Below are 20404 nucleotides of genomic sequence, written 5' to 3'. Positions count from 1 at the left end.
CCCCGCCCCCCCCCCGCGACCCGCACGCCGTGCGCACCCCCGGCACGCCCGCGCGACCGCCGTCGTACCCCTGGTGACCAGCAAAAAAGCCCCTCCATAGGGAGGGGCGCAGTGGGTGCCCCCGGCAGGACTCGAACCTGCGGCCAAGCGCTTAGAAGGCGCATTGCTCGTTTGCCCGCAATCGGGCCCTGGCCTGGGCAATAACCCGTGCCGACATTGGCTTGCCACCCGACTTCGACAGGCTTTCGACACGGCCAGGACTACTCGTAGATGGTCGCCGCTCGCAGAGCTCGTGCGAAAAACCTCCAGTCACCGCTGGCCGGCAACTCGCGACCGGTGTTGCTGTACCAGCCGTCCGCGTCGTCGATCCATGCCGCGCCGCGCGCTTCACGCGGGCCCGGTTGAATCCCGAGCTCGCGTGGGACGACGTGTTCGGCCTCGCCACCCTGGTGGCATCGGCTTCACCGTCGCCCTGCAGATCGGCGAACTCGCCTTCCCCGCGACCACGCAAGGCGAGCACGTCAAGGCAGCCGCGTGGCTCCCTCGATGCAGGCCACTCCGGCACCCGATTGATGCGTTCAGCGTGCTGCCTGCTGGCACAGCCTCCATGCTCGTGCGTGTCGGGGCGTTTGGCCTAGAGACCCTTTCCGCCCTGGCCACAGGAAGGCCCCCACTGCCGTGTGCGGTGGGGGCCTCCTGGCGCCTAAGCGCCGCGGACGGAGTGCTGTCCCGACTAGTGAGCCCTGGACGTTCCCCGCAGTTCCCCGTGGCGCGCTCCCCTTACGGGCACGTGGCGGCACACAGAACAGCACATCGCGTGGCGCGGCCGGCTGTGAGGTTGCTCCCGAGACAGGCGGCGGGTTCTCAGGCCCAGATCGTCTCAGGCCCAGAGCGCCCGGGCCGGTACTGCTCCGGGAACGGAGCTCTCAGGTCGACGACGTTTGCGGCGGCCAGGAACCGCCTCGCTCTCTGCCAAGCGCAGCGTCTCCTACTACCGCCAAAGTCCCCACGTATACGGCTCCGTTGCCGTCATCCTCTGCTGCCAGGGGTCACAAGGCGCCACCGATGCCGGTGGCCCTGCGAAGGGGTCCTTACCGTAGGCGTGCCGCGGAGCCGAACCCGGCCGGTCGATCCCCGAGGCGCTGCTTCACTCAGTTTCGGTGTGCTTGTGCAGGCGCCGCCACGCACAGCAGAGCAGCAACTCTTGGCCGATGGCGACACGACTCGCATCGACCTGATCTTGGCATCTGTGGCGCTGCTCTGCACCTGCAGGTACGGCGGAAGACTCGCAGGCGCCATGGATACGTGAGCAAGCTCGCACGAACCTTCGAACCTAGCCCTCTCGATCGCTGGTGCCGTTTCCAAGGCCGGACACTCAACCAGACCGCGTTGGCATGTGCCATCGGACACCGCCAGCGGAATGAACTGGAGTGTGGCCATACCCCTTTTGGCTTCTTATGCCTATGCGCACCATGTGTGTTCTTTACTAGGTTTTGCCCCGTGAGTGGTGGACGCGTTTGCAGCCTCGGCGGGAAAGAGCCCTGGCATCCCCTTGGGGGTTGAGCCTTCGAAGTCTCGACACCAAACGAGAGTTGCGGCCCTTGTCCAAGCTCACTTCGGAAATCGACGCCCCTTGCTGGGGTATTGAGCTCAAGGCGACAAGAAAGGTCTTGTGCTATGGCATTGGCTGAAACTCCGCCCTCCCATATAGGCCGGTGGCGGAGACACGGTCGGCTCAAGGCGACCCTCATCGCGATTCCTGCACTGGCATGGCTGACGGCTGCCAGCCTGTTTGCCAACGCCGCGCACGCGGCGGAAGCCCCCGTGGGGCTGGGGACGGCTACGAGCTACGCGGTGTTGGGCGGTTCGACGGTCACCAACACGGGCCCGAGCGTCATCAACGGCGACCTGGGCGTCAGCCCGGGTCTCGCGGTGGTGGGCTTTCCGCCGGGAGTCGTCAACGGAACCATTCGCACCGGCGCAGCAGCCGCCCCGGCCCAGGCGGACCTGACCACCGCGTACAACGACGCGGCCAGCCGAGGGCCTGGGGCCAACCCAGGTGTCGAGCTCGGCGGACTGACGCTGGCACCAGGCGTCTACACGAACGGGACATTCGAAATCACCGCCGGCCAAGGCGCCCTCGTTCTCGACGGTCAGAACGACCCCAACGCCGTCTTCATCTTCCAGACGGACTCGACCCTGATCACAAGTTCGGCCAGCCAGATCACCCTCATCCGCGGGGCGAATGCCTGCAACGTGTTCTGGAAGGTGGGGAGCTCTGCCACCCTCGGGTCCGCTTCCGTCTTCAAGGGCAACATCCTGGCCCTGACCTCGATCACAGCGCAAACCAACGCGAATGTAGAGGGCCGGCTCCTCGCGCGTAATGGCGCGGTCACGCTGGACAGCAATGTCGTCACGCGGGCGGCCTGCGCGGTTGGCCCGCCCGGTCCTCCCGGTCCGTCCGGTCCTCCTGGACCGTCCGGTCCCCCCGGACCGTCCGGCTCTCCCGGCGCTCCCGGCGCTCCTGGCGCTCCCGGTGCCCCCGGCGCTCCCGGTGCTCCCGGTGCTCCTGGCGCCCCCGGTGCCCCTGGCCTGCCTGGCGCCCCCGGTGCTTCCGGTGCCCCTGGCCTGCCTGGCGCCCCCGGTGCCCCTGGCCTGCCTGGCGCCCCCGGCGCTCCCGGTGCTTCCGGCGCCCCTGGCCTGCCTGGCGCCCCCGGCGCCCCTGGTGCTCCCGGTCCTTCCGGTGCCCCTGGCCTGCCTGGCACCCCCGGCGCCCCTGGGCCCGCTGGACCTCCTGGACCCGCCGGGCCTCCCGGGCCTCCCGGACCTGCCGGGCCCGGATACCCGCACCACGGCGACTACCCGCATCACGGTGATTACCCGGACCACGGCGACCACCGGGACGACGATGATGACTCCTGTGGCCCCTGTATTCCGGACCATCACGGCATCCATGACAAGGATGACGAGGACTGGGATTGCAACTGGGAGTGGCGCGCGCCGCTCCAGCCTCGGGAAGCGTCCTGCGACTGAGCGATCAGTCCTCATCCGGCGCGCAGCTTGACGCTCGACGCCATGAGTCCATCGCAGGCGTGACCGCCCCGTGCCCCCGGTCAGTCGACCTCGGGTACGGGGCGGGATCGCCACACCCCGCAAGCGACCTGACTCACCGGAATCTCTCCGGGGATTCGTAGGGACCTTCTGGCGAGCAAGCGGCGGACAGTCACAGTCACCATGATCGGAACCTGAAGGGCTTCGTCTGCGCTGGCTCGTCAAAGGGCCCTGGACCTTGTCGGTCCAGGGCCCTTTCCCATATGCCTCAGGCAGGATTCGAACCTGCGACACCTGCTTCAGGAGTTCACAGCTAGACCTACCGGCGCGGCCGGTTCGGCTCAGCAGGGAGCTGAGGCCGGACGCGATCCGCGTCCTGTGCTGATCACCCGGAAAGTGGTGCGGCTCCGCCCAAGGTGGAGGAGGGCGAAGCCGCGTCCCATTTCTACCTCGCTCATGGGGGCGTCAATCCCGCTGGTTCACAGGCTGGCCATGACCCGGGCGGCTGACTTGTCGCTGGCGTGCCCCTCCAGGGCGGCCCACTCGGCGACGTCGAAGGGCCAGCGCGTGTCAGCGTAGGCGATGACGACGTGGCGGCCGTCCTGCCGGACGGTGTGCTGCCGGTCGCCTGGCTCGGTTCCGGCGGCCACGACGGCGGCGGCCGAAGAAGCGTTGCGGCACTTCAGGCGGGTCTTGGGCATGGTCAGCGCTCCTGCGTTCGCTGGTCGACACTGCGGACGATGCTGTGCGGGAGCTTAATCCGGAGTGTGATCGACCTCTTCCCGTAAGCCGCATTCGATGCAAAATCGCTGTCACCGGCCCGGAGCAGCAGACCGTGCGGCGAACTGCCCCGGCTTGCACGCTGTCGGTATGCGCGCGATCTGGACCGGCTACGTCACCTTCGGCCTGGTCACCATCCCGATTCACCTCTACGCAGCGACCGAGGAGCGCGGCACCGGATTCCACCAGGTCCACACGAGCGACGGTGCCCGCATCCGGCACCGCAGAGTCTGTGCGCGCGAAGACGTAGAGGTTCCGCAATCGGAGATCGCGCGCGGCTTCGAGCGCCACTCGACGCCCAGTGAGCAATCTTGAAAACCGTCGTGGCAGCGATGTCACCGTGGGTTCAAATCCCACACTCTCCGCAGTAGGCCAGCGACGGCGCTGGACAGAAGGCGTGCCCCAAGACACGGGGGCGCCCCTTCTTCGTGCACGATGGCACCGTGGTTGCCCGCGGTTACCCGTCTGATCGGGCACGGGAGGGGCACGGCCGTCAGACGAGCCGCCAACGCCAGCACCACGGAGCGAGGTCAGTAGCCGGGTACTCCTCGCGGCCGCCGGCCCGCTGTACGAGAAGACGACCTCCATCCATGGAGACCCGATCTCCTGGCATGAGAAACAGAGGACGGTCGAGGCGGAAGATCCAATCCGGATCAAACCTCACCTCGCTGAGCAGCAGCATCCTGGGTGCCGTCGCTGGATTGCCGAAGACTCGCATGGCTCCATGGTGCACCGCGCCAGGATCCGGGATCACCTCTTTAGGAGCGCGGTGGGGCAATCGTAGGCCTGACCTGTGGGTGCCCGCCTTCGGCGGAGTCCGACTTCACGTACCCCTGCGCACCCCGACTCCCCGTGAGTCCCCGCCCGTTCTGGCACGGATGTGGCACGACCACTGTCCGACCCTCACCTTGTTGCCGCTCCTACGTCTCTAGCGTCGGATCGCTGGCAGCAATACGCTCCCATCATGAAACTGGGGGACACGGGGTTCGGCGTCCTGGCTACTGGTCCCGGCGGCCTGGCGCCTCTCAAAAACGACGACAGCGGCTGGGCATCCGGAATCTGGGGCCTTGTTGCGGTCTTGATCATCCTGGCGCTGATTGTGATCTTGGTGATCTCCGTACGACGGGGCTCCTCTTCGGATGACGATGAATGATTCATCGCAGACCGCGCGATGCGCCGGAGCGGCTGGGGACCAATAGGAGGCTTCGCGCCATCATGATGAGCGGCTCTGGCGCGAGGGCCTTGGAGCACCAGTTTGGAAGACTGAGGCTGCGGACCCTGTCTCACCTGGGCAGACGTTGACCTGCGGCAACGTGGCGCTCTTGCCGCTGTTCCCCGTGGCTCCCCGCTCGGCACCGCCTCACCTGGCACGGCTGTGGCACGCCCGATCCCCTCGATGCGAACGATGGGCGCGACGGGGAGTCGCCTCTACTCCTCGGCCCTAAGAACTACGTCGGCAGCACGCGCGTACCCCTTGGGATCATCAACTGCCACCCGTACTAGCCACCGTTGCGGTCCCCCGATGTACTTGACGAACCGGCTTTCTCCCAGCACGTCGCCGATCACGAAGCGTCGGTCTGCCAAGTAGAGCGACCCGTCGAAGACAGGGGTGAATGATGGGTCGGAGGCGACACCCTGACCGTGGTCCCGGAACAGCCGCACCTTGATCAGAACGGTCTGAGCTTGCACACGCACAATGACGTGAGTGTCGGAGGACACAGCGGGATTGTCCTGCAACGCTAGGTCATCGCGAATCCAGTCTGGCGACCCCAAAGCCATGATCGGATTGTTGACGTACAAGTCGACTCCGGCTATCTGCACGGGTCCCGCCCTTCTGACAGCTTTGGGAGCGCCAAGGTACTCACGTGTATCCGGCGCCCAACCTGCACCCCCACTACCTGCCCCCACCTCCCATCCCGTCCGCCGTCGACCCACAGATCATGGAGCGGGCGTGGTTCAGGGCGTCAAGGTGGAGCGCGCCACTGCACGAACGACCTTGACGCCCTGGGCCGCGTCTGCTCGGCTCTGCCTGGGTCGACGGTGGTCGGGATGGGAGCCTACGACGCTCGCCACGACGTGCCGGCACTCGCGTACGGCGCCCCCTCCATCCCGGAGTCCGAGCGCCCCCGCCGGAGGCATGGCCTTGTCGTTGAGTGGCTGTGGCGTCCACGGGTCTCGGCTCATGCCCCGGCCTACCTCTGTGGGCGCGCGGTGGCGGACGGCGCGCCGAGCGGGACGGAGGCAGGAGCGTGGGCGCGGCCGGACGCGGGCCGCGCGCCCGGCGGAGCGTGAGCGACGCCGGGTGTCTTGATGAAGTAGGGAAAGTCTTACCGCGCCGCGTCGCTTCATGATCGTCTAGGGCAGTCGTCAAGCATCACCCGACGTCACACCGGCAGGCCTCACTAACTCGGCAAGTGCGTTGGGCTTGACACCGGTGGCCTAGAAGGGCGGGCCGTCGCTGCAGCCGGACTGTTGGTCGTCGATGGAGACCGCATCGTCCCACGGCGATCCCTCGTGCTCCGTCGGCCGGGGCGGGCGAACGTCGGTAGGTCGCATGAGGTCTTCGTAGGGCTCGCCCCAGGCCTTGAGGCCGTCGATGGCGCAGTGGCGGTAGTACGGGGGGCGTTCGCAGGTCGCCAGCAGATCCCGGGCACGGGTGGCCAGGTCAGAGTGGTGGCCTGCCAGATCGGGGTGTTCAGAAAGGAAGATGGCTGTCATGAGGGCCGCGTGGCGCACGGCGGGCTTGGCGTCGTCCAGGAAGGGGGCGACTGCCTGGAAGAACAGCGGCCGCAAGGCCCGTACCGCCTCGATCTCCGGTGAGACCTCGTCCCGCCTCAGTAGCTTGCCGTACAACTCGTCGTCGGTGTCGTAGGCCAGCGACGCCAGCCATTCGAGCAGTCCCACACGGAGCAGGCTGCGCCGTTCCCCTCCGACTGGGTCGTCCCAGGAGTAGTAGGTCCCTTCGACCTCGGTACTCGGCTCGGGAAGGATCGCGGCGATGAACAGCGCGGCGGGCACCGTGGCCGGGGAGACGCCGTTTGAGTGGCGCAGGCAATCGAGGTCCTTGTCCATGACGCGCGCGTGGACGACGGGATCGGTACCGCGCAGGGCCGCCAGCGAGGCGGGTACGTCGCCTGCGGGACCCCACAGGTGCTCCAGACCGGCCCAGTCGGTATCGCGGAGGATCACTTCGGCCTTGGGCAGAGACCGCATCACCGCAGTCATGGTGTGCTCCGGTTCGGTCGACACCGGGACATGCTACGGAGGGCCGTCAGACGGGGTTCAGGCGCTTGCCATCGTGGCTCCGCACGTGGGGAGCTTCGCCGTCGAGGCCGTCGAGGCCGTCGAGCAGCCGGACCGCGAGGACTTCGGACATGCGCTCGGCGACTTCTTCGGGCGTGAGCCGGTCGACGGCTGTGGTCTCGGCGGAGGTGCGCTCGGTGCCACCGGAGGGCCGGCAGCGGAAGACCAGGGCGACGATGCCGCCCGTGGTGTTCCCCTGCTCCGCAGTCCTCTGCCCAGCCGCTTCGCCGCCGTGGACGTACGGACCGCGCTGCGGGAGTTCGCCTTCAACACGAATGGCCGCGGCGAAGTGCCCCCGAGGTCTCCACGATCCTGCGGTGGGTGGAGCGCAACACCGGGTCGATGGCGGCCTGGGGGGACCCCCGGAAGATCGATGACGTGCTCCACTCGCTCGTGCCCAAGCTCGACGGCTCGGCCGCTGCGGCGTCCTTGATCAAGCGGGTCTCCTGGGCGGGATCTGGCGCCGTCCCCGCTGTGGCCGGCGGCTGCACGCCTTCTTCTCCACGCTGTACTACGCGGGGCCCCGGCCGGAGGAAGCAGTGGACGGATACCGGCATGGTCCATGAGGTGCGCGGGCTGAAGGGCAGGGCCAAGGACGACACCCGCGTCGTGCCGTGTCGTCCGGCGCTGACGCGCGTCCTGCGGGAGCACGTGAAGGCCGAGGGTCCGAAGCCCGGGGATCTGCTCTTCCCGGGATAGCACGGGGACACCCTCGCGGGGTCGGTTTTTCGCCGCGCCTGGCGCACCGCTCGGCAGCAGGTTCTCGCACCGGCAGTGTTCGCCTCGCCGCTCGGCAAGCGCGTCTATGACCTGCGGCATACCTGCCTGACGTCGTGGCTCAACGCGGGCGTCCCGCCGGCGCAGGTTGCCGAGTGGGCGGGCAACAGCGTCCCCGTCCTGCTTGCCACCTACGCGCGTTGTATCTCCGGTCAGCTAAGGGATCACCAGAGGCGGATCGAGGCCGGGGGAGACCTCCCCGAGCCGGACGAAGATCGCTGAACCGGTCCCCGGAACTTCGACACGTATTCGACAGAGCCACCCGCGCAAACCCGGTGAGAGCCGGACGGCGCCGGAGGGTTCCCGTGATCATCCGCAGGTGGTCCGGCGCTGCTCCGCTCCGCGTGGCGAGGCTCTGACCAGCAAAAAAGCCCCTCCATAGGGAGGGGCGCAGTGGGTGCCCCCGGCAGGACTCGAACCTGCGGCCAAGCGCTTAGAAGGCGCCTGCTCTATCCACTGAGCTACGGGGGCCGGACGTTGGCCGCGACCGAACCCGCCCCTTGTGTCGACGGTTCCGTGACCTTGCCGGGGACAAGGATAGGGCGCGGCTGATGTGCGGCCGGTTGCTTCGCCTTCATGACACGTTGTGTAGGTTCGGTGAAGCGGTCTGATAATCGCAGGCAGGTGCGAATGTCGCACCAGTTTTGGCGCCTCAGCCGACGGCTGTTGTGCACTCGTTATGCCGGTGTCTCTTCCGGCCCTTCTGTCCCGTTCCGGTCTTCTTGCGGGCCGAAAGACGTGAACTAGGCGGAATACGCTTCAAAAACCCACCAAAATGGGGCATTCTGCCACTGTGGCGATCTTGGATGTACGGCCCGAACTCCTCGACGCGCTGTCGGCGCTGCGCGATCGCGTCGCGGACGCGCGCTTTCCCCTCCCCCTTCCCGGAGCCGAGCGGGCCCGCCGCACACGTCAAGAGCTGCTGGCGCAGCTCGACGACTATCTGGTGCCCCGGCTGAAGGCGCCCGAAGCGCCGCTGCTGGCCGTGGTGGGCGGTTCGACGGGAGCGGGGAAGTCCACGCTCGTGAACTCGCTGATCGGGCGGCGGGTCAGTGACGCGGGCGTGCTGCGCCCCACGACGCGCACACCGGTGCTGGTGTGCCACCCCCAGGACCGCGCGTGGTTCGCCGATCCGCGGGTGCTGCCGGGCCTGGCCCGTGCCTGGGCACCGCGACCCAGGACCGCGGCAGACGCCGACGGGGAGGAGAGGCCGGACGGGAACGACGAGGAGCGCGAGGCGGAGGAGACCAGGCTGTGGCTGCGCCTGGAGACCGACGACACGCTGCCGCGCGGACTCGCCCTGCTGGACGCGCCCGACATCGACTCCCTCGTCTCCCGCAACCGCGAGCTCGCCGCCGAACTGCTCTGCGCGGCCGACATCTGGATCCTGGTGACCACCGCGTCGCGCTACGCCGACGCCGTGCCGTGGCACCTGCTGCGTACGGCCAAGGAGTACGACGTCACCCTGGCCACCGTCCTGGACCGGGTGCCGCACCAGATCGCCGAGGACGTCTCGCAGCACTACGCGGCGCTGCTGACCCGGGCCGGGCTCGGGGACGTACCGCGGTTCACCGTCCCGGAGCTGCCCGAGTCCGCGGGGGCGGGCGGGCTGCTGCCGCACACCGCGGTGGCGGCGCTCGGCAGCTGGCTCGCGCACTGCGCCGAGGACCCGGCCGCGCGGCACCAGGCGGCACGGCGCACCGTGACCGGGGTGCTGGGCTCGCTCGGCAACCGGCTCCCGGAGCTGGCCGGCGCCTCGGCCGCGCAGCACGCCGCCGCGGTACGTCTGACCCGCCACGTGGACAACGCCTACGACGAGGCCGAGTCGCGCGTGCAGGAGGCCGTCGGCGCCGGGGCGCTGCTCGCCGGGGACGCCCTGGCCAGCTGGCGCGGCTACCCCGACTGCGGTCCGGCGGCCCTGCTGTGCGCCCTCGCCGAGAGCCTGGCGGTCCAGCTGCGCACCGAGGTCGCGGCGGCGGACGAGCGGACCCTCGACGCCTGGCGCGGCGACCGTGCGGGCGCCGTCCTGACGGAGGACGCCGACCCGGAGGCGGCCGCCGATGACGCCGCCGAGCGGATCGAGGACGCCGTCGACACCTGGGGGTTCACGGTGAACCGCCTCGCGCACCAGTCGGTGCGCGGCAGCGCGGAAGGCGTCGACCCGCAGCACGCGGCGGCACTGATCGCGGTCGCCGTGCTCGGCGGCCGCAAGGGCACGGTCGCGGGCGAGCGGCTCGCCTCGCTCGTCGGCGCGCAGGCGGCGCTGCGGGCGGGCGACCGGGCGCGCGAGGAGCTGGACCGGCTCGTCGGCGACGTGCTCGACGCGGAGCGGGAACTGCGGGTGCTCCCGGTCGACGCGCTGGATGTGACGGCGGCCCAGCAGGCGTCGCTGATCGCGGAGCTTTCGGTCGTGCAGAAGTCGTACGGACTCCAGGAGAGGTGATCAGGTGCTCACAGAGCGGGTGGACGCCCTGTCGGAGCTGCTCGGGCTGTCGCGCACCCGCGTGAGCCACGAGGCGCTCGACGGGGCCGGGGAACTGCTGGAACGGGTCGGCGACCGGCGCCGGCTCTCCGCGGACCACACGGTGGTGGCGCTGGCGGGGGCGACGGGCAGCGGGAAGTCGTCCCTGTTCAACGCGCTGACCGGCCTGGAACTGTCGCGGATCGGCGTCCGCCGGCCCACCACCTCGGCGCCGGTCGCCTGTGCCTGGGACCCCCGGGGCGCCTCCGGGCTGCTGGACCGGCTCGGCATCGGGCCCAAGGCGCGGTTCGCCCGGCACAGCGTCCTGGACGAGGGGGCGGAACGGACGGACGACGGGCCCGCCGGCCTGGTCCTGCTCGACCTGCCGGACCACGACTCGGCGGCGACCGCCCACCGCGACCAGGTGGACCGGGTGCTGAAGCTCGTCGACGTGATCGTGTGGGTGCTCGACCCGGAGAAGTACGCGGACGCGGCGCTGCACGAGCGCTACCTGCGGCCGCTGGCCGGGCACGCCGACGTGACCGTCGTCGTCCTCAACCAGATCGACCGGCTCCCGGAGGAGGCCGTCGAGCAGGTCCTGGACGACCTGCGGCGGCTGCTCGACGACGACGGGCTCGCCGTCGGCGAGCACGGCGAGGACGGCGCCATGGTGCTGGCCACCTCGGCGCTGAACGGTGACGGCGTGCCGGAGCTGCGGGCGGCCATCGGCCAGGTCGTGGCGGAGCGCGCGGCCGCGAGCCGCCGGCTGTCCGCGGACGTGGACGGGCTCGCCGAGCGGCTGCGCCCGCTGTACGTCGCCGAGGGGATGACGGGGCTCACCGACCGGTCCCGCGAGGACTTCACGGCGAGCCTCGCCCACGCCGTGGGCGCCGCGGCGGCGGGCCGGGCGGCGGAGCGCACCTGGGCCAGGGCCGCCGAGGAGGCGTGCGGCACCCCGTGGCGGCGGCTGCGCCGCGGACGCGGCGCCGATCTGCGCGACGGCATCCTCGACGGCCGCCGTCCGGCGCTGTCGGCGTCCCGCGCGTCGGTCGACGAGGCGGTGCGCGCGGTCGCGGCGGAGGCCGTCGAGGGGTTGCCCGCTCCCTGGGCGCAGGCGGTACGGGAAGCCGCGCGCCGCGGTGGCCGCACGCTCCCGGAGGCGCTGGACGCGACGGTGGAGCGGGTGGCGCCGGACGAGCCGCTGCGTCCCCGGTGGTGGACGGTGGTCGGTACGGCGCAGTGGCTGCTGGCGCTGCTCGCGACGGTGGCGCTGGCGTCGGGGATCGTGACGGCGGCGGGTGCGTTGCGGCTGCCGTGGTGGCTGCCGCCCGTGCTGCTGGCCGTGGGCGCGCTGGGCGGTCCGCTGCTCACCCGGGTGAGCCGGTTCGCGGCCCGGGGCCCGGCCCGGCGGCACGGCCAGGCCGCGGAGCGGCGGATGGCCGACGCGGCGGCCGACTGCGGGCGGGCGCGGGTGCTGGAGCCGCTGGCGGCGGAATTGCTGCGCTACCGGGAAGTGCGGGAGCAGTACGGGGTGCTCTCCGGAAACCACTTCCGGGTGACGGAGTTGTCCACAACAGGCCAGTAATCCACAGGTTGAATCCCATTTCTCCACGGGGGGCGCGGCGGGCGCACCATGGAGCCATCGCGGGGCCGGCGGCAGGGGGCCGCCGGCCGGCGACGGCAACGGGGGAGCATCGGCAATGAACGAGACACTGGTCACCGTCGTGGGGAATGTCGCGACCAGGCCGGAATTCCGGAAGACGCCCACGGGCGTGCCGGTCGCCAGGTTCCGGCTGGCGACGACCGCGCGCCGCTGGGACCGGGAGCGCGGCGGCTGGTCCGACGGGCACACCAGCTTCTACACGGTGTGGGCCTGGCGGCAGCTGGGGGAGAACGTGGTGGCGTCGGTCGGGGTCGGTGAACCGCTGCTCGTCCAGGGACGCCTGAGAGTGCGTGAGGAGGAGCGCGACGGCCAGCGCTGGATCTCCGCCGACGTCGACGCGATCGCCTGCGGCCACGATCTGACGCGCGGCACCTCGGCGTTCCGGCGGGTGTCCGTGGGCCGCCCGGAACTGATGGTTCCGAATTCCGCCGCGGGCGCCGGGGAGCCGCTCGCCGATCCGCTGGCCGCCCTGTCCGGATAAGCCGGACAGCTGAGCATTCGCCCGGTGGTGAAACGCCGATGATTTATCGACAATTTCATGTCTATGCCTACGCGCGGGTAACGATTGCGATTCGAATTCCCGGGCGGCCGTGAATCCTGGTGGCTTTGGTGCGGTTGGTTCCTAGGATTCTGCGGAACCCCGGCTTTCCGCGGGGATCCACAGCTGTCGGCGAGGCGTGCCCCCACGACCAGCCTCGCCCGGAGGGGAAATTCATGTTCACTGTACGGAGGCGGGGAGCTGCCCGTCTTGCCGTAGCGATGGTGGCCTCAGGCCTCCTCGCCGCGGGTTCCATAGCCGTTGCCGGGTCCGCCATCGCGGACGACGCGACCCCCACCGCGCCCGGTGCGACGGCGACGCTCGGCGGTTTGAAGACCTTCGACGCGGCCGTCATCAACGACGGCGGCAAGAAGGACCCGGTCAGCGCCGGACTCTTCGAGATGTCCGTCGACGGCGGTGGCACGATCCAGACGTACTGCATCGACCTGCACAACCCGACCCAGGGCAACGCCGCCTACAAGGAGGTCTCCTGGGACGAGTCGAGCCTCCACGACAACGCGGACGCCGGCAAGATCAACTGGATTCTGCAGAACTCCTACCCGCAGGTGAACGACCTCGCGGCGCTGCAGAAGACCGCGGCCCTGTCCGGCCCGCTGACCGAGAAGCTCGCCGCCGCGGGTACCCAGGTGGCCATCTGGCGCTTCTCCGACAAGGCCGACGTGACGGCGGTCGACCCGGTCGCCGAGGAGCTCGCGGACTGGCTGCAGGACCACGCCAAGGACCTCCGGGAGCCCGCGGCGTCGCTGACCCTCGACCCGCCGGCGGTCTCCGGCAAGGCCGGTGACCTGCTCGGTCCGATCACCGTCCACACCAACGCCTCCACCGTCCAGGTGAGCCCCGCGCCCAGCAACCCCTCCGGCGTCAAGGTCACCGACAAGAACGGCACCGCGGTCACCTCCGCCAAGGACGGCGACGAGGTCTACTTCGACGTCGAGGCCGGCACCCCCGACGGCACGACCTCGCTGACCGCCACCGCGAACACCAAGCTCCCGGTCGGCCGCGCGTTCACGGGTGTCAACAGCACCACGCAGGTCCAGATCCTCGCCGGCTCCAGCGACAGCTCCGTCTCGGCGACGACCACCGGCACCTGGGCCGCCAAGGGCCCGATCCCGGCGGTCTCCGCCGAGGTCAACTGCGCCAAGAACGGCCTGGACGTGACGGCCGCCAACGAGGGTGACAAGCCGTTCACCTTCACGCTGGCCGACAAGGAGTACACGGTCGAGGCCGGCAAGTCCGAGACCATCACCGTGCCGGTGGCCGAGGACCAGCACTACAAGGTCACCATCACCGGCCCCGAGGGCTTCGAGAAGACCTTCGAGGGCGTCCTCGACTGCGAGACCGCCGGCAACGGCGGTGACACCCCGTCCTCCTCGCCCAGCCCGGCCTCGGCCGGCGGCTCCTCCGAGGGCACCGGTGACACCGGCTCCACCACCGGTGGCGACCTCGCCGAGACCGGTTCGAGCAGCGCCACCCCGGTGATCGCCGGCATCGCGATCGTCCTGGTCGTCCTCGGTGGCGGCGCGGTCTTCTTCCTCCGCAAGAAGAAGGCGGCCCCGTCCGCCGAGTGAGCTGACACCACTGGCCGCTCCTGAGCGAAGGGGGCGGAGGTCGACAGACCTCCGCCCCCTTCGCCGTTCCGCGGCACGCACGGACGCCCGGAACAGGTCTGCGGTCCACCCCGACCGGCGGACAGCGGCCTGGCGGCGCCGCAGCGTTCCCCTCGGAGTGATCTCCGAGGGGAACGCCATGTGGCACGGGCTCAGTACTGCTCGGTCTCCACGAAACCGGCGTCCGCGCCGTCGTCCGCGCCGAAGGCGGCGGCGGTCGGGTCGAATCCGGGCGGGCTGTCCTTCAGGGCCAGGCCCAGGCCGGCCAGCTTCGCCTTGACCTCGTCGATCGACTTCGCACCGAAGTTGCGGATGTCGAGCAGGTCGGCCTCGGAGCGCGCCAGCAGCTCACCCACCGAGTGAACGCCCTCACGCTTGAGGCAGTTGTAGGAACGGACGGTGAGCTCGAGCTCCTCGATCGGCAGCGCCATGTCGGCGGCGAGCGCGGCGTCCGTGGGGGACGGGCCCATGTCGATGCCCTCGGCGTCGACGTTGAGCTCGCGGGCGAGCCCGAACAGCTCGACCAGGGTCTTGCCGGCCGAGGCCATCGCGTCGCGGGGACGCATGGCCTGCTTGGTCTCGACGTCGACGATCAGCTTGTCGAAGTCGGTGCGCTGCTCGACACGGGTCGCCTCGACCTTGTAGGTGACCTTGAGCACCGGGCTGTAGATGGAGTCGACCGGGATGCGGCCGATCTCCTGGCCCTGCTGCTTGTTCTGGACGGCCGAGACGTAGCCGCGACCGCGCTCGACGGTCAGCTCCACCTCCAGCTTGCCCTTGCCGTTCAGGGTGGCCAGGACGAGGTCGGGGTTGTGCACCTCGACGCCGGCCGGGGGCGCGATGTCGGCGGCGGTGACGACGCCGGGGCCCTGCTTGCGCAGGTACATCACGACGGGCTCGTCGTGCTCCGAGGAGACGACGAGCTGCTTGATGTTGAGGATGAGGTCGGTGACGTCCTCCTTGACGCCCGGCACGGTGGTGAACTCGTGCAGGACGCCGTCGACCCGGATCGAGGTGACGGCGGCGCCGGGGATCGACGACAGGAGGGTGCGGCGGAGCGAGTTGCCGAGGGTGTAGCCGAAGCCCGGCTCCAGCGGCTCGATCACGAACCGGGAACGGAACTCGTCGACGACCTCTTCGGTCAGTGAGGGACGCTGAGCAATCAGCACGGGGTATTGCCTCCAGTGTTTGGCGCCCGCTATGTGACGCCGTAGACACCATGAAGGGTACGGGTGGTACGGCCCCCCGCGTGGCTGACCCGCCCGTCCGCCGGTCGGCCGGCGGCCCGGCGCCTGCCGGAGCGAGTACAACGATCAGCTATCCGTGCCCCCGAGAGTCAGCCACTGGGGCATTTCGTGGGTGCATACTGGGGGCAATGACTAAGCCTGCTGCACCGAAGCGTCATTTGCCCACCAGCCCCTTCAAGGCCCCGGTCACGCCCGCTCCCAAGCACTTCGCGGTCGGCGACCAGGTCACGCACGACATCCACGGTCTCGGGCGGGTAGTCGACGTCGACGAGGGAACCGCGGTCGTCGTGGATTTCGGCTCGGCGCAAATGCGGATCTTGAGCCCGTACAGCAAGATGACCAAGCTGTAGGACCGCTGTGCCGGGTCACGGCACGCCAGGGTCCTTCAGGGGGTCCTGTTACGAAAGGGAAACCTCTCATCGATGTGACGTCGCTGTTCTCTGCCCCGGAAGGGCAACCCCGCGGTACCACCGCAGTGTCGCCGTCTCCGACGACGAACCCCTTCCAGGCCCCGGACTTCGGGGAGGACGAGACCTTCGCTCCCGAGGACGTGCAGGAGCCCGCCTCCGGCACGCGCGCCCCGCGGCCCAAGCGCACGTAGCCCCCACGGGTGCCGGCGGTTCCGCCGGCACGCAGAGGGACGACCACGGAACCAGGCCCGTACTCAGCCGCTGACGGATCCGCAGCTGAGGTTCACCACGGTTCCCGTGATGGCGCCCGCCCGGTCGGACGCCATGAAAGCGGCCGTCTCCGCCACTTCGGCCAGCCTCGGCAGCCGGCGCAGCGCGGTGCCCCGTTCCATGTAGGCCTTCACCGTGGGGCTGTCCTCGGGATCGGGCTCGGCGTCGTCGATCATGCCCCAGGACACCCAGGCTTCCGGGATGCCGTCCGGGCGCAGGCAGACGACGCGTACGCCGCGCGGTCCGACCTCACCGGCCAGGTGCCGGGAGAGCAGTTCCACGGCGCCGCAGGCGACGCCGAAGCCCCCGGTCGCATGGAAGCCCTGGTCCCGGCCGGAGAGGTGGGCCGCGGCCGTGGAGAAGGTCACGATCACCCCCGAGCCCTGTTCGGCCATGTATCGGGCCGCCGTCGTCGCGGTGACGAAGTTGGCGGTGGCCGCGGTGGTGATCGGCGTCAGGAAGTCGTCCACGGACATCCCGGTCAGCGGCGTGCCCTGCAGGTCACCGCGGATGCTGACCGCGTTCACGGAGACGTCGAGCCGGCCCGTCGTGCGGACCACCTCGGCGGCGTGCCGCTCGACCGCCTCCCGGTCGAGCGCGTCGACCTCGGCGACGTCGGCCCGGCCGCCGGCGGACTCGATCTCCCCGGCCAGCTCCTCCAGCCCGGCGAGCCTGCGACCGGTGAGGAAGACCCGTGCCCCCTCGCGGCCGAAGGTCCGGGCCACGGTCCGCCCGACCGCACCGCCCGCGCCGTAGACGACCGCGGTCTTGTTCTCCAGCAGCATGTCCGGTCCCCCTGATCAGAGTCTTTGTCGATCGTGCGGGCACCCTAGACGCCGGTACCGACAGACGGACTCCCGTGTGCCCTTCCGGCGCGCCTGCGGAGCCGGCCGGAAGCGTGAGGGACGTCGCCCGGGTACTCGTTTCCGCCCAGGGGTGGACGGCTGGCAAGATGGGGTGTATCTGCCCACACATCGAACGCCGGACGGTTTCTCTTGGCTGAGTTCATCTACACCATGCGCAAGACGCGCAAGGCGCACGGCGACAAGGTGATCCTGGACGACGTCACCCTGAGCTTCCTGCCCGGCGCGAAGATCGGTGTCGTGGGGCCCAACGGCGCCGGCAAGTCCACCGTGCTCAAGATCATGGCGGGACTGGAGCAGCCGTCCAACGGCGACGCGTTCCTCTCGCCCGGCTACTCGGTCGGCATCCTGCTGCAGGAGCCGCCGCTGGACGAGTCCAAGACCGTGCTGGAGAACGTCCAGGACGGTGTGGGCCCGGTCAAGGCCAAGCTGGACCGGTTCAACGAGATCGCCGAGCTGATGGCGACCGACTACTCCGACGCGCTGCTCGACGAGATGGGCAAGCTGCAGGAGGAGCTGGACCACGCCAACGCCTGGGACCTGGACGCCCAGCTGGAGCAGGCGATGGACGCCCTCGGCTGCCCGCCCGGCGACTGGCCGGTGGTCAACCTCTCCGGTGGTGAGAAGCGCCGCGTCGCGCTCTGCAAGCTGCTGCTGGAGGCCCCCGACCTGCTGCTGCTCGACGAGCCCACCAACCACCTGGACGCCGAGTCCGTGCAGTGGCTGGAGCAGCACCTGGCCAAGTACGCGGGCACCGTCGTGGCGATCACCCACGACCGGTACTTCCTGGACAACGTCGCCGAGTGGATCCTCGAGCTCGACCGCGGCCGCGCCTACCCGTACGAGGGCAACTACTCCACGTACCTGGAGACCAAGCAGTCCCGTCTCAAGGTCGAGGGCCAGAAGGACGCCAAGCGCGCCAAGCGGCTCAAGGAAGAGCTGGAGTGGGTCCGCTCCAACGCCAAGGGCCGCCAGGCCAAGTCCAAGGCCCGCCTCGCCCGGTACGAGGAGATGGCCGCCGAAGCCGAGAAGATGCGCAAGCTCGACTTCGAGGAGATCCAGATCCCGCCGGGCCCGCGTCTGGGCAGCATCGTGGTCGAGGTCAACAACCTCTCCAAGGCGTTCGGCGACAAGGTTCTCATCGACGACCTGTCCTTCACGCTGCCGCGCAACGGCATCGTGGGCATCATCGGCCCCAACGGTGCCGGCAAGACCACGCTGTTCAAGATGATCCAGGGCCTGGAGGCCCCGGACGCCGGCACGATCAAGGTCGGCGAGACGGTCAAGATCTCCTACGTCGACCAGACCCGCGCCAACATCGACCCCAAGAAGACCCTCTGGGCGGTCGTGTCGGACGAGCTGGACTACATCAACGTCGGCCAGGTCGAGATGCCGTCCCGCGCGTACGTCAGCGCCTTCGGCTTCAAGGGCCCGGACCAGCAGAAGCCGGCCGGCATCCTGTCCGGCGGTGAGCGCAACCGCCTCAACCTGGCGCTCACCCTCAAGCAGGGCGGCAACCTGCTGCTCCTCGACGAGCCGACCAACGACCTCGACGTAGAGACCCTGTCCTCGCTGGAGAACGCGCTGCTGGACTTCCCCGGCTGCGCCGTGGTCGTCTCCCACGACCGCTGGTTCCTGGACCGGGTGGCCACCCACATCCTCGCCTACGAGGGCGAGTCCAAGTGGTTCTGGTTCGAGGGCAACTTCGAGTCGTACGAGAAGAACAAGATCGAGCGGCTCGGCGCCGACGCGGCCCGGCCGCACCGCGCCACCTACAAGAAGCTCACCCGGGGCTGAGCGGGAGATGGCCCGGCACATCTACCGCTGCCCGCTGCGCTGGTCGGACATGGACGCCTTCGGGCACGTCAACAACGTGGTCTTCCTCCGCTACCTGGAGGAGGCCCGGATCGACTTCATGTTCCGGCTGGCGCCCGGGGAGGGCAGCGAGTCGTTCACGGGCGGGTCGGTCGTCGCCCGCCACGAGATCGACTACCTGCGCCCGCTGGTCCACCGGCACGAGCCGGTGACGGTGGAGACGTGGGTGACCAAGGTGGGGGCCGCCTCACTGACCGTCGCGTACGAGGTCAAGGACGCGGAGGCGGTCTACGTACGCGCCTCCACGATCGTGGTGCCGTACGACCTCGAGAAGGGCCGGCCGCGCCGGATCACGGCGGAGGAGCGGTCCTTCCTCGAGGGGTACTTCGACGACAGCGCGGGCTCGCCCGGTGACGCCGGCAAGGGGGCCGTCGCCGCATGACGGCACCCCTGCGACTGGCCGATGCCAGGGAGGCGGACGGTTTCGCCGCCTTCCTGGCCCGGCTGCTGCGCTGGGACAAGGCCGCCGTCGTCCGGCTGCGCGCCTCGGGCACGGTGCTCGCCGTGTTCGGGCAGCCGCCGTTCGGCGGCGGGGTCCTGGCCGTCCGCACGGCCGAGCTGGACGGGGCGGCCGGCGACCTGGACTCGACCGTCTCGGCCGGGCAGTTGCTCGACGGCATCGACGAGGTGACGGGCACGGTCGCCGTGCCCGCGGCCGTCACCGGGCCGGCCTGGGCCGGCCTGCTCCCGCCGCGCGGCGGCTGGGAGCGGGTGCGGGGCCTGCCGTCCGTGGAGGACGTGCGCGCCGTGGCCGCCGCCGCGGTGACCGAGTTCCGCGACCGCAGCGAGGCACTGCGGCCGGAGAGCCGCACCCGCGCGGAGCTGGACGCCATCGCCGACGACATCTGGTCCCGGCAGCTCGGCGTCACCGGCCTGCCGCTGCGGGTGGTCCACGCCGCCCACGCGCTGGGCTTCCTCCGCCCGGTGCGCACCCCCGTCCCGGCACCGCGTACGGGCGGCCGGCCGGCGGTGGAGCTGCTCACGGTGGGGCCGTGGCTGCGGCTGCGCACGCCGTACGGCTCGGTCGCCGTCCGGCGCGGGGCGCCGGGGCTGTCGGTCAGCCCGGTGTGATCATCCCGCGGTGTTCACCATCGACGCCGCCGCGTAGACCAGGTAGTCCCACAGCTGCCGCTCGTGGTCGGGCTCCAGTTCCAGCTCGTCCACCGCGGTCCGCATGCGCCGCAGCCAGGCGTCGTGGGCGGCCTGGTCGACCCGGAAGGGCGCGTGGCGCATCCGCAGCCGGGGGTGTCCGCGGTTCTCGCTGTACGTGCGGGGACCGCCCCAGTACTGCATGAGGAAGAGCCTCATGCGCTCCTCGGCGGGCCCGAGGTCCTCCTCCGGGTACATGGGGCGCAGGATCGGGTCCTCGGCGACACCTTCGTAGAAGCGGCGGACGAGCCGCCGGAAGGTCGGCTCGCCGCCGACCGACTCGAAGAACGTCTGCTGCTCGACGGTGCCCCGCGGGATCTCATTCACGCCTCCCATGCTCTCAGACGGCCCGCGTTGTCCGGAGGGGGTCACCGTCGCAGAGTGGTCGT

Annotated in this window: 21 protein-coding genes, 1 tRNA gene and 1 pseudogene; 14 read left to right on the top strand and 9 right to left on the bottom strand. The window is 70.1% G+C overall.

Annotated elements, in window-relative coordinates; all coding sequences use genetic code 11:
- Positions 1–260: 260 nt before the first annotated feature.
- The gene (locus tag PV350_RS20140) at positions 261–368 is read right to left on the bottom strand and encodes a DUF7660 family protein (protein ID WP_500335193.1); all 108 of its coding nucleotides are present in this window, start codon (positions 366–368) and stop codon (positions 261–263) included.
- A 1309-nt stretch (positions 369–1677) separates the two neighbouring features.
- Between PV350_RS20140 and PV350_RS20135 the strand changes: the two genes are divergently transcribed.
- Complete coding sequence (locus PV350_RS20135; RefSeq protein ID WP_500335188.1) at positions 1678–3033, top strand: ice-binding family protein; 1356 nt, start codon at positions 1678–1680, stop codon at positions 3031–3033.
- 497 nt (positions 3034–3530) lie between these two features.
- On the opposite strand, the gene PV350_RS20130 is transcribed toward PV350_RS20135, so the two are convergent.
- Positions 3531–3752: a hypothetical protein gene (locus PV350_RS20130; RefSeq protein WP_500335186.1), complete on the bottom strand. Its 222-nt coding sequence runs from the start codon at positions 3750–3752 to the stop codon at positions 3531–3533.
- A gap of 169 nt (positions 3753–3921) precedes the next feature.
- Here PV350_RS20130 and PV350_RS20125 point away from each other — a divergent pair, with 169 nt between their 5' ends.
- Complete coding sequence (locus PV350_RS20125) at positions 3922–4146, top strand: Ku protein (RefSeq protein WP_500335185.1); 225 nt, start codon at positions 3922–3924, stop codon at positions 4144–4146.
- A gap of 649 nt (positions 4147–4795) precedes the next feature.
- Positions 4796–4984 carry a hypothetical protein gene (locus PV350_RS20120; protein WP_500335183.1) on the top strand — a complete coding sequence of 63 codons (189 nt, stop codon included), beginning with the start codon at positions 4796–4798 and terminating at the stop codon, positions 4982–4984.
- A 275-nt stretch (positions 4985–5259) separates the two neighbouring features.
- On the opposite strand, the gene PV350_RS20115 is transcribed toward PV350_RS20120, so the two are convergent.
- The 3 genes and pseudogenes from PV350_RS20115 to PV350_RS20105 form a co-directional block, all read right to left on the bottom strand.
- Complete coding sequence (locus PV350_RS20115) at positions 5260–5631, bottom strand: hypothetical protein (protein ID WP_500335181.1); 372 nt, start codon at positions 5629–5631, stop codon at positions 5260–5262.
- Positions 5632–6270: 639 nt separating this feature from the next.
- Entirely contained in the window at positions 6271–7080 is an 810-nt protein-coding gene (locus PV350_RS20110; RefSeq protein WP_500335179.1) for a hypothetical protein, read from the bottom strand.
- Between the two features lie 22 nt (positions 7081–7102).
- Positions 7103–7333 (bottom strand): annotated as a pseudogene (locus tag PV350_RS20105) (NUDIX hydrolase); the annotation flags it as partial.
- Positions 7334–7689: 356 nt separating this feature from the next.
- Here PV350_RS20105 and PV350_RS20100 point away from each other — a divergent pair.
- A complete protein-coding gene (locus PV350_RS20100; protein WP_500335178.1) occupies positions 7690–7833 on the top strand; it encodes a hypothetical protein in 144 nt (47 codons plus the stop codon).
- Positions 7834–7908: 75 nt separating this feature from the next.
- Positions 7909–8133 carry a hypothetical protein gene (locus tag PV350_RS20095; RefSeq protein WP_500335176.1) on the top strand — a complete coding sequence of 75 codons (225 nt, stop codon included), beginning with the start codon at positions 7909–7911 and terminating at the stop codon, positions 8131–8133.
- Positions 8134–8309: 176 nt separating this feature from the next.
- Here the strand turns inward: PV350_RS20095 and PV350_RS20090 are convergent.
- Positions 8310–8382: transfer RNA gene (locus tag PV350_RS20090), tRNA-Arg, on the bottom strand.
- A gap of 304 nt (positions 8383–8686) precedes the next feature.
- Between PV350_RS20090 and PV350_RS20085 the strand changes: the two genes are divergently transcribed.
- From PV350_RS20085 to PV350_RS20070, 4 genes are all read left to right on the top strand, one after another.
- Positions 8687–10354: a dynamin family protein gene (locus PV350_RS20085; protein WP_499511947.1), complete on the top strand. Its 1668-nt coding sequence runs from the start codon at positions 8687–8689 to the stop codon at positions 10352–10354.
- A 4-nt stretch (positions 10355–10358) separates the two neighbouring features.
- Positions 10359–11957: a GTPase gene (locus PV350_RS20080; protein ID WP_499511946.1), complete on the top strand. Its 1599-nt coding sequence runs from the start codon at positions 10359–10361 to the stop codon at positions 11955–11957.
- Positions 11958–12072: 115 nt separating this feature from the next.
- Entirely contained in the window at positions 12073–12516 is a 444-nt protein-coding gene (gene ssb / locus PV350_RS20075) for a single-stranded DNA-binding protein (RefSeq protein ID WP_500335174.1), read from the top strand.
- 233 nt (positions 12517–12749) lie between these two features.
- Entirely contained in the window at positions 12750–14162 is a 1413-nt protein-coding gene (locus PV350_RS20070) for an LAETG motif-containing sortase-dependent surface protein (protein WP_499511944.1), read from the top strand.
- Positions 14163–14353: 191 nt separating this feature from the next.
- On the opposite strand, the gene PV350_RS20065 is transcribed toward PV350_RS20070, so the two are convergent.
- Positions 14354–15370 (bottom strand): DNA-directed RNA polymerase subunit alpha, encoded by a 1017-nt coding sequence (locus PV350_RS20065; protein WP_499511943.1) that lies wholly within the window; start codon positions 15368–15370, stop codon positions 14354–14356.
- A gap of 206 nt (positions 15371–15576) precedes the next feature.
- Here PV350_RS20065 and PV350_RS20060 point away from each other — a divergent pair, with 206 nt between their 5' ends.
- Together PV350_RS20060 and PV350_RS20055 are read left to right on the top strand one after the other, a co-directional pair.
- Positions 15577–15798 carry a hypothetical protein gene (locus PV350_RS20060; RefSeq protein ID WP_500335172.1) on the top strand — a complete coding sequence of 74 codons (222 nt, stop codon included), beginning with the start codon at positions 15577–15579 and terminating at the stop codon, positions 15796–15798.
- Positions 15799–15923: 125 nt separating this feature from the next.
- The gene (locus PV350_RS20055) at positions 15924–16049 is read left to right on the top strand and encodes a hypothetical protein (protein ID WP_499511941.1); all 126 of its coding nucleotides are present in this window, start codon (positions 15924–15926) and stop codon (positions 16047–16049) included.
- A gap of 63 nt (positions 16050–16112) precedes the next feature.
- Here PV350_RS20055 and PV350_RS20050 read toward each other — a convergent pair whose 3' ends face one another.
- Positions 16113–16913 (bottom strand): SDR family NAD(P)-dependent oxidoreductase, encoded by an 801-nt coding sequence (locus PV350_RS20050; protein WP_500335170.1) that lies wholly within the window; start codon positions 16911–16913, stop codon positions 16113–16115.
- Positions 16914–17123: 210 nt separating this feature from the next.
- On the opposite strand from PV350_RS20050, the gene ettA reads away from it, so the two are divergent.
- From ettA to PV350_RS20035, 3 genes are read left to right on the top strand one after another with little or no spacing between them, the layout of a single operon-like run.
- A complete protein-coding gene (gene ettA / locus PV350_RS20045; RefSeq protein WP_499511939.1) occupies positions 17124–18788 on the top strand; it encodes an energy-dependent translational throttle protein EttA in 1665 nt (554 codons plus the stop codon).
- 7 nt (positions 18789–18795) lie between these two features.
- The gene (locus PV350_RS20040) at positions 18796–19248 is read left to right on the top strand and encodes an acyl-CoA thioesterase (protein ID WP_499511938.1); all 453 of its coding nucleotides are present in this window, start codon (positions 18796–18798) and stop codon (positions 19246–19248) included.
- On the top strand, positions 19245–19937 hold the full coding sequence (locus tag PV350_RS20035) for a DUF8010 domain-containing protein (RefSeq protein ID WP_499511937.1): 693 nt from the start codon (positions 19245–19247) through the stop codon (positions 19935–19937). The genes PV350_RS20040 and PV350_RS20035 overlap by 4 nt, the downstream gene beginning before the upstream one ends.
- Here the strand turns inward: PV350_RS20035 and PV350_RS20030 are convergent, their stop codons facing one another.
- Positions 19938–20342, bottom strand: coding sequence for a globin (locus PV350_RS20030; protein WP_499511936.1), 405 nt, complete (start codon positions 20340–20342; stop codon positions 19938–19940).
- Positions 20343–20404: the final 62 nt, after the last annotated feature.

Origin of the sequence: Streptomyces sp. PA03-6a (genome assembly GCF_033792765.1) — a bacterium.
Taxonomy (GTDB): domain Bacteria; phylum Actinomycetota; class Actinomycetes; order Streptomycetales; family Streptomycetaceae; genus Actinacidiphila.
The sequence above is the reverse complement of the archived record's forward strand: the minus strand, read 5'-3'. Positions and strand labels throughout refer to the sequence as shown.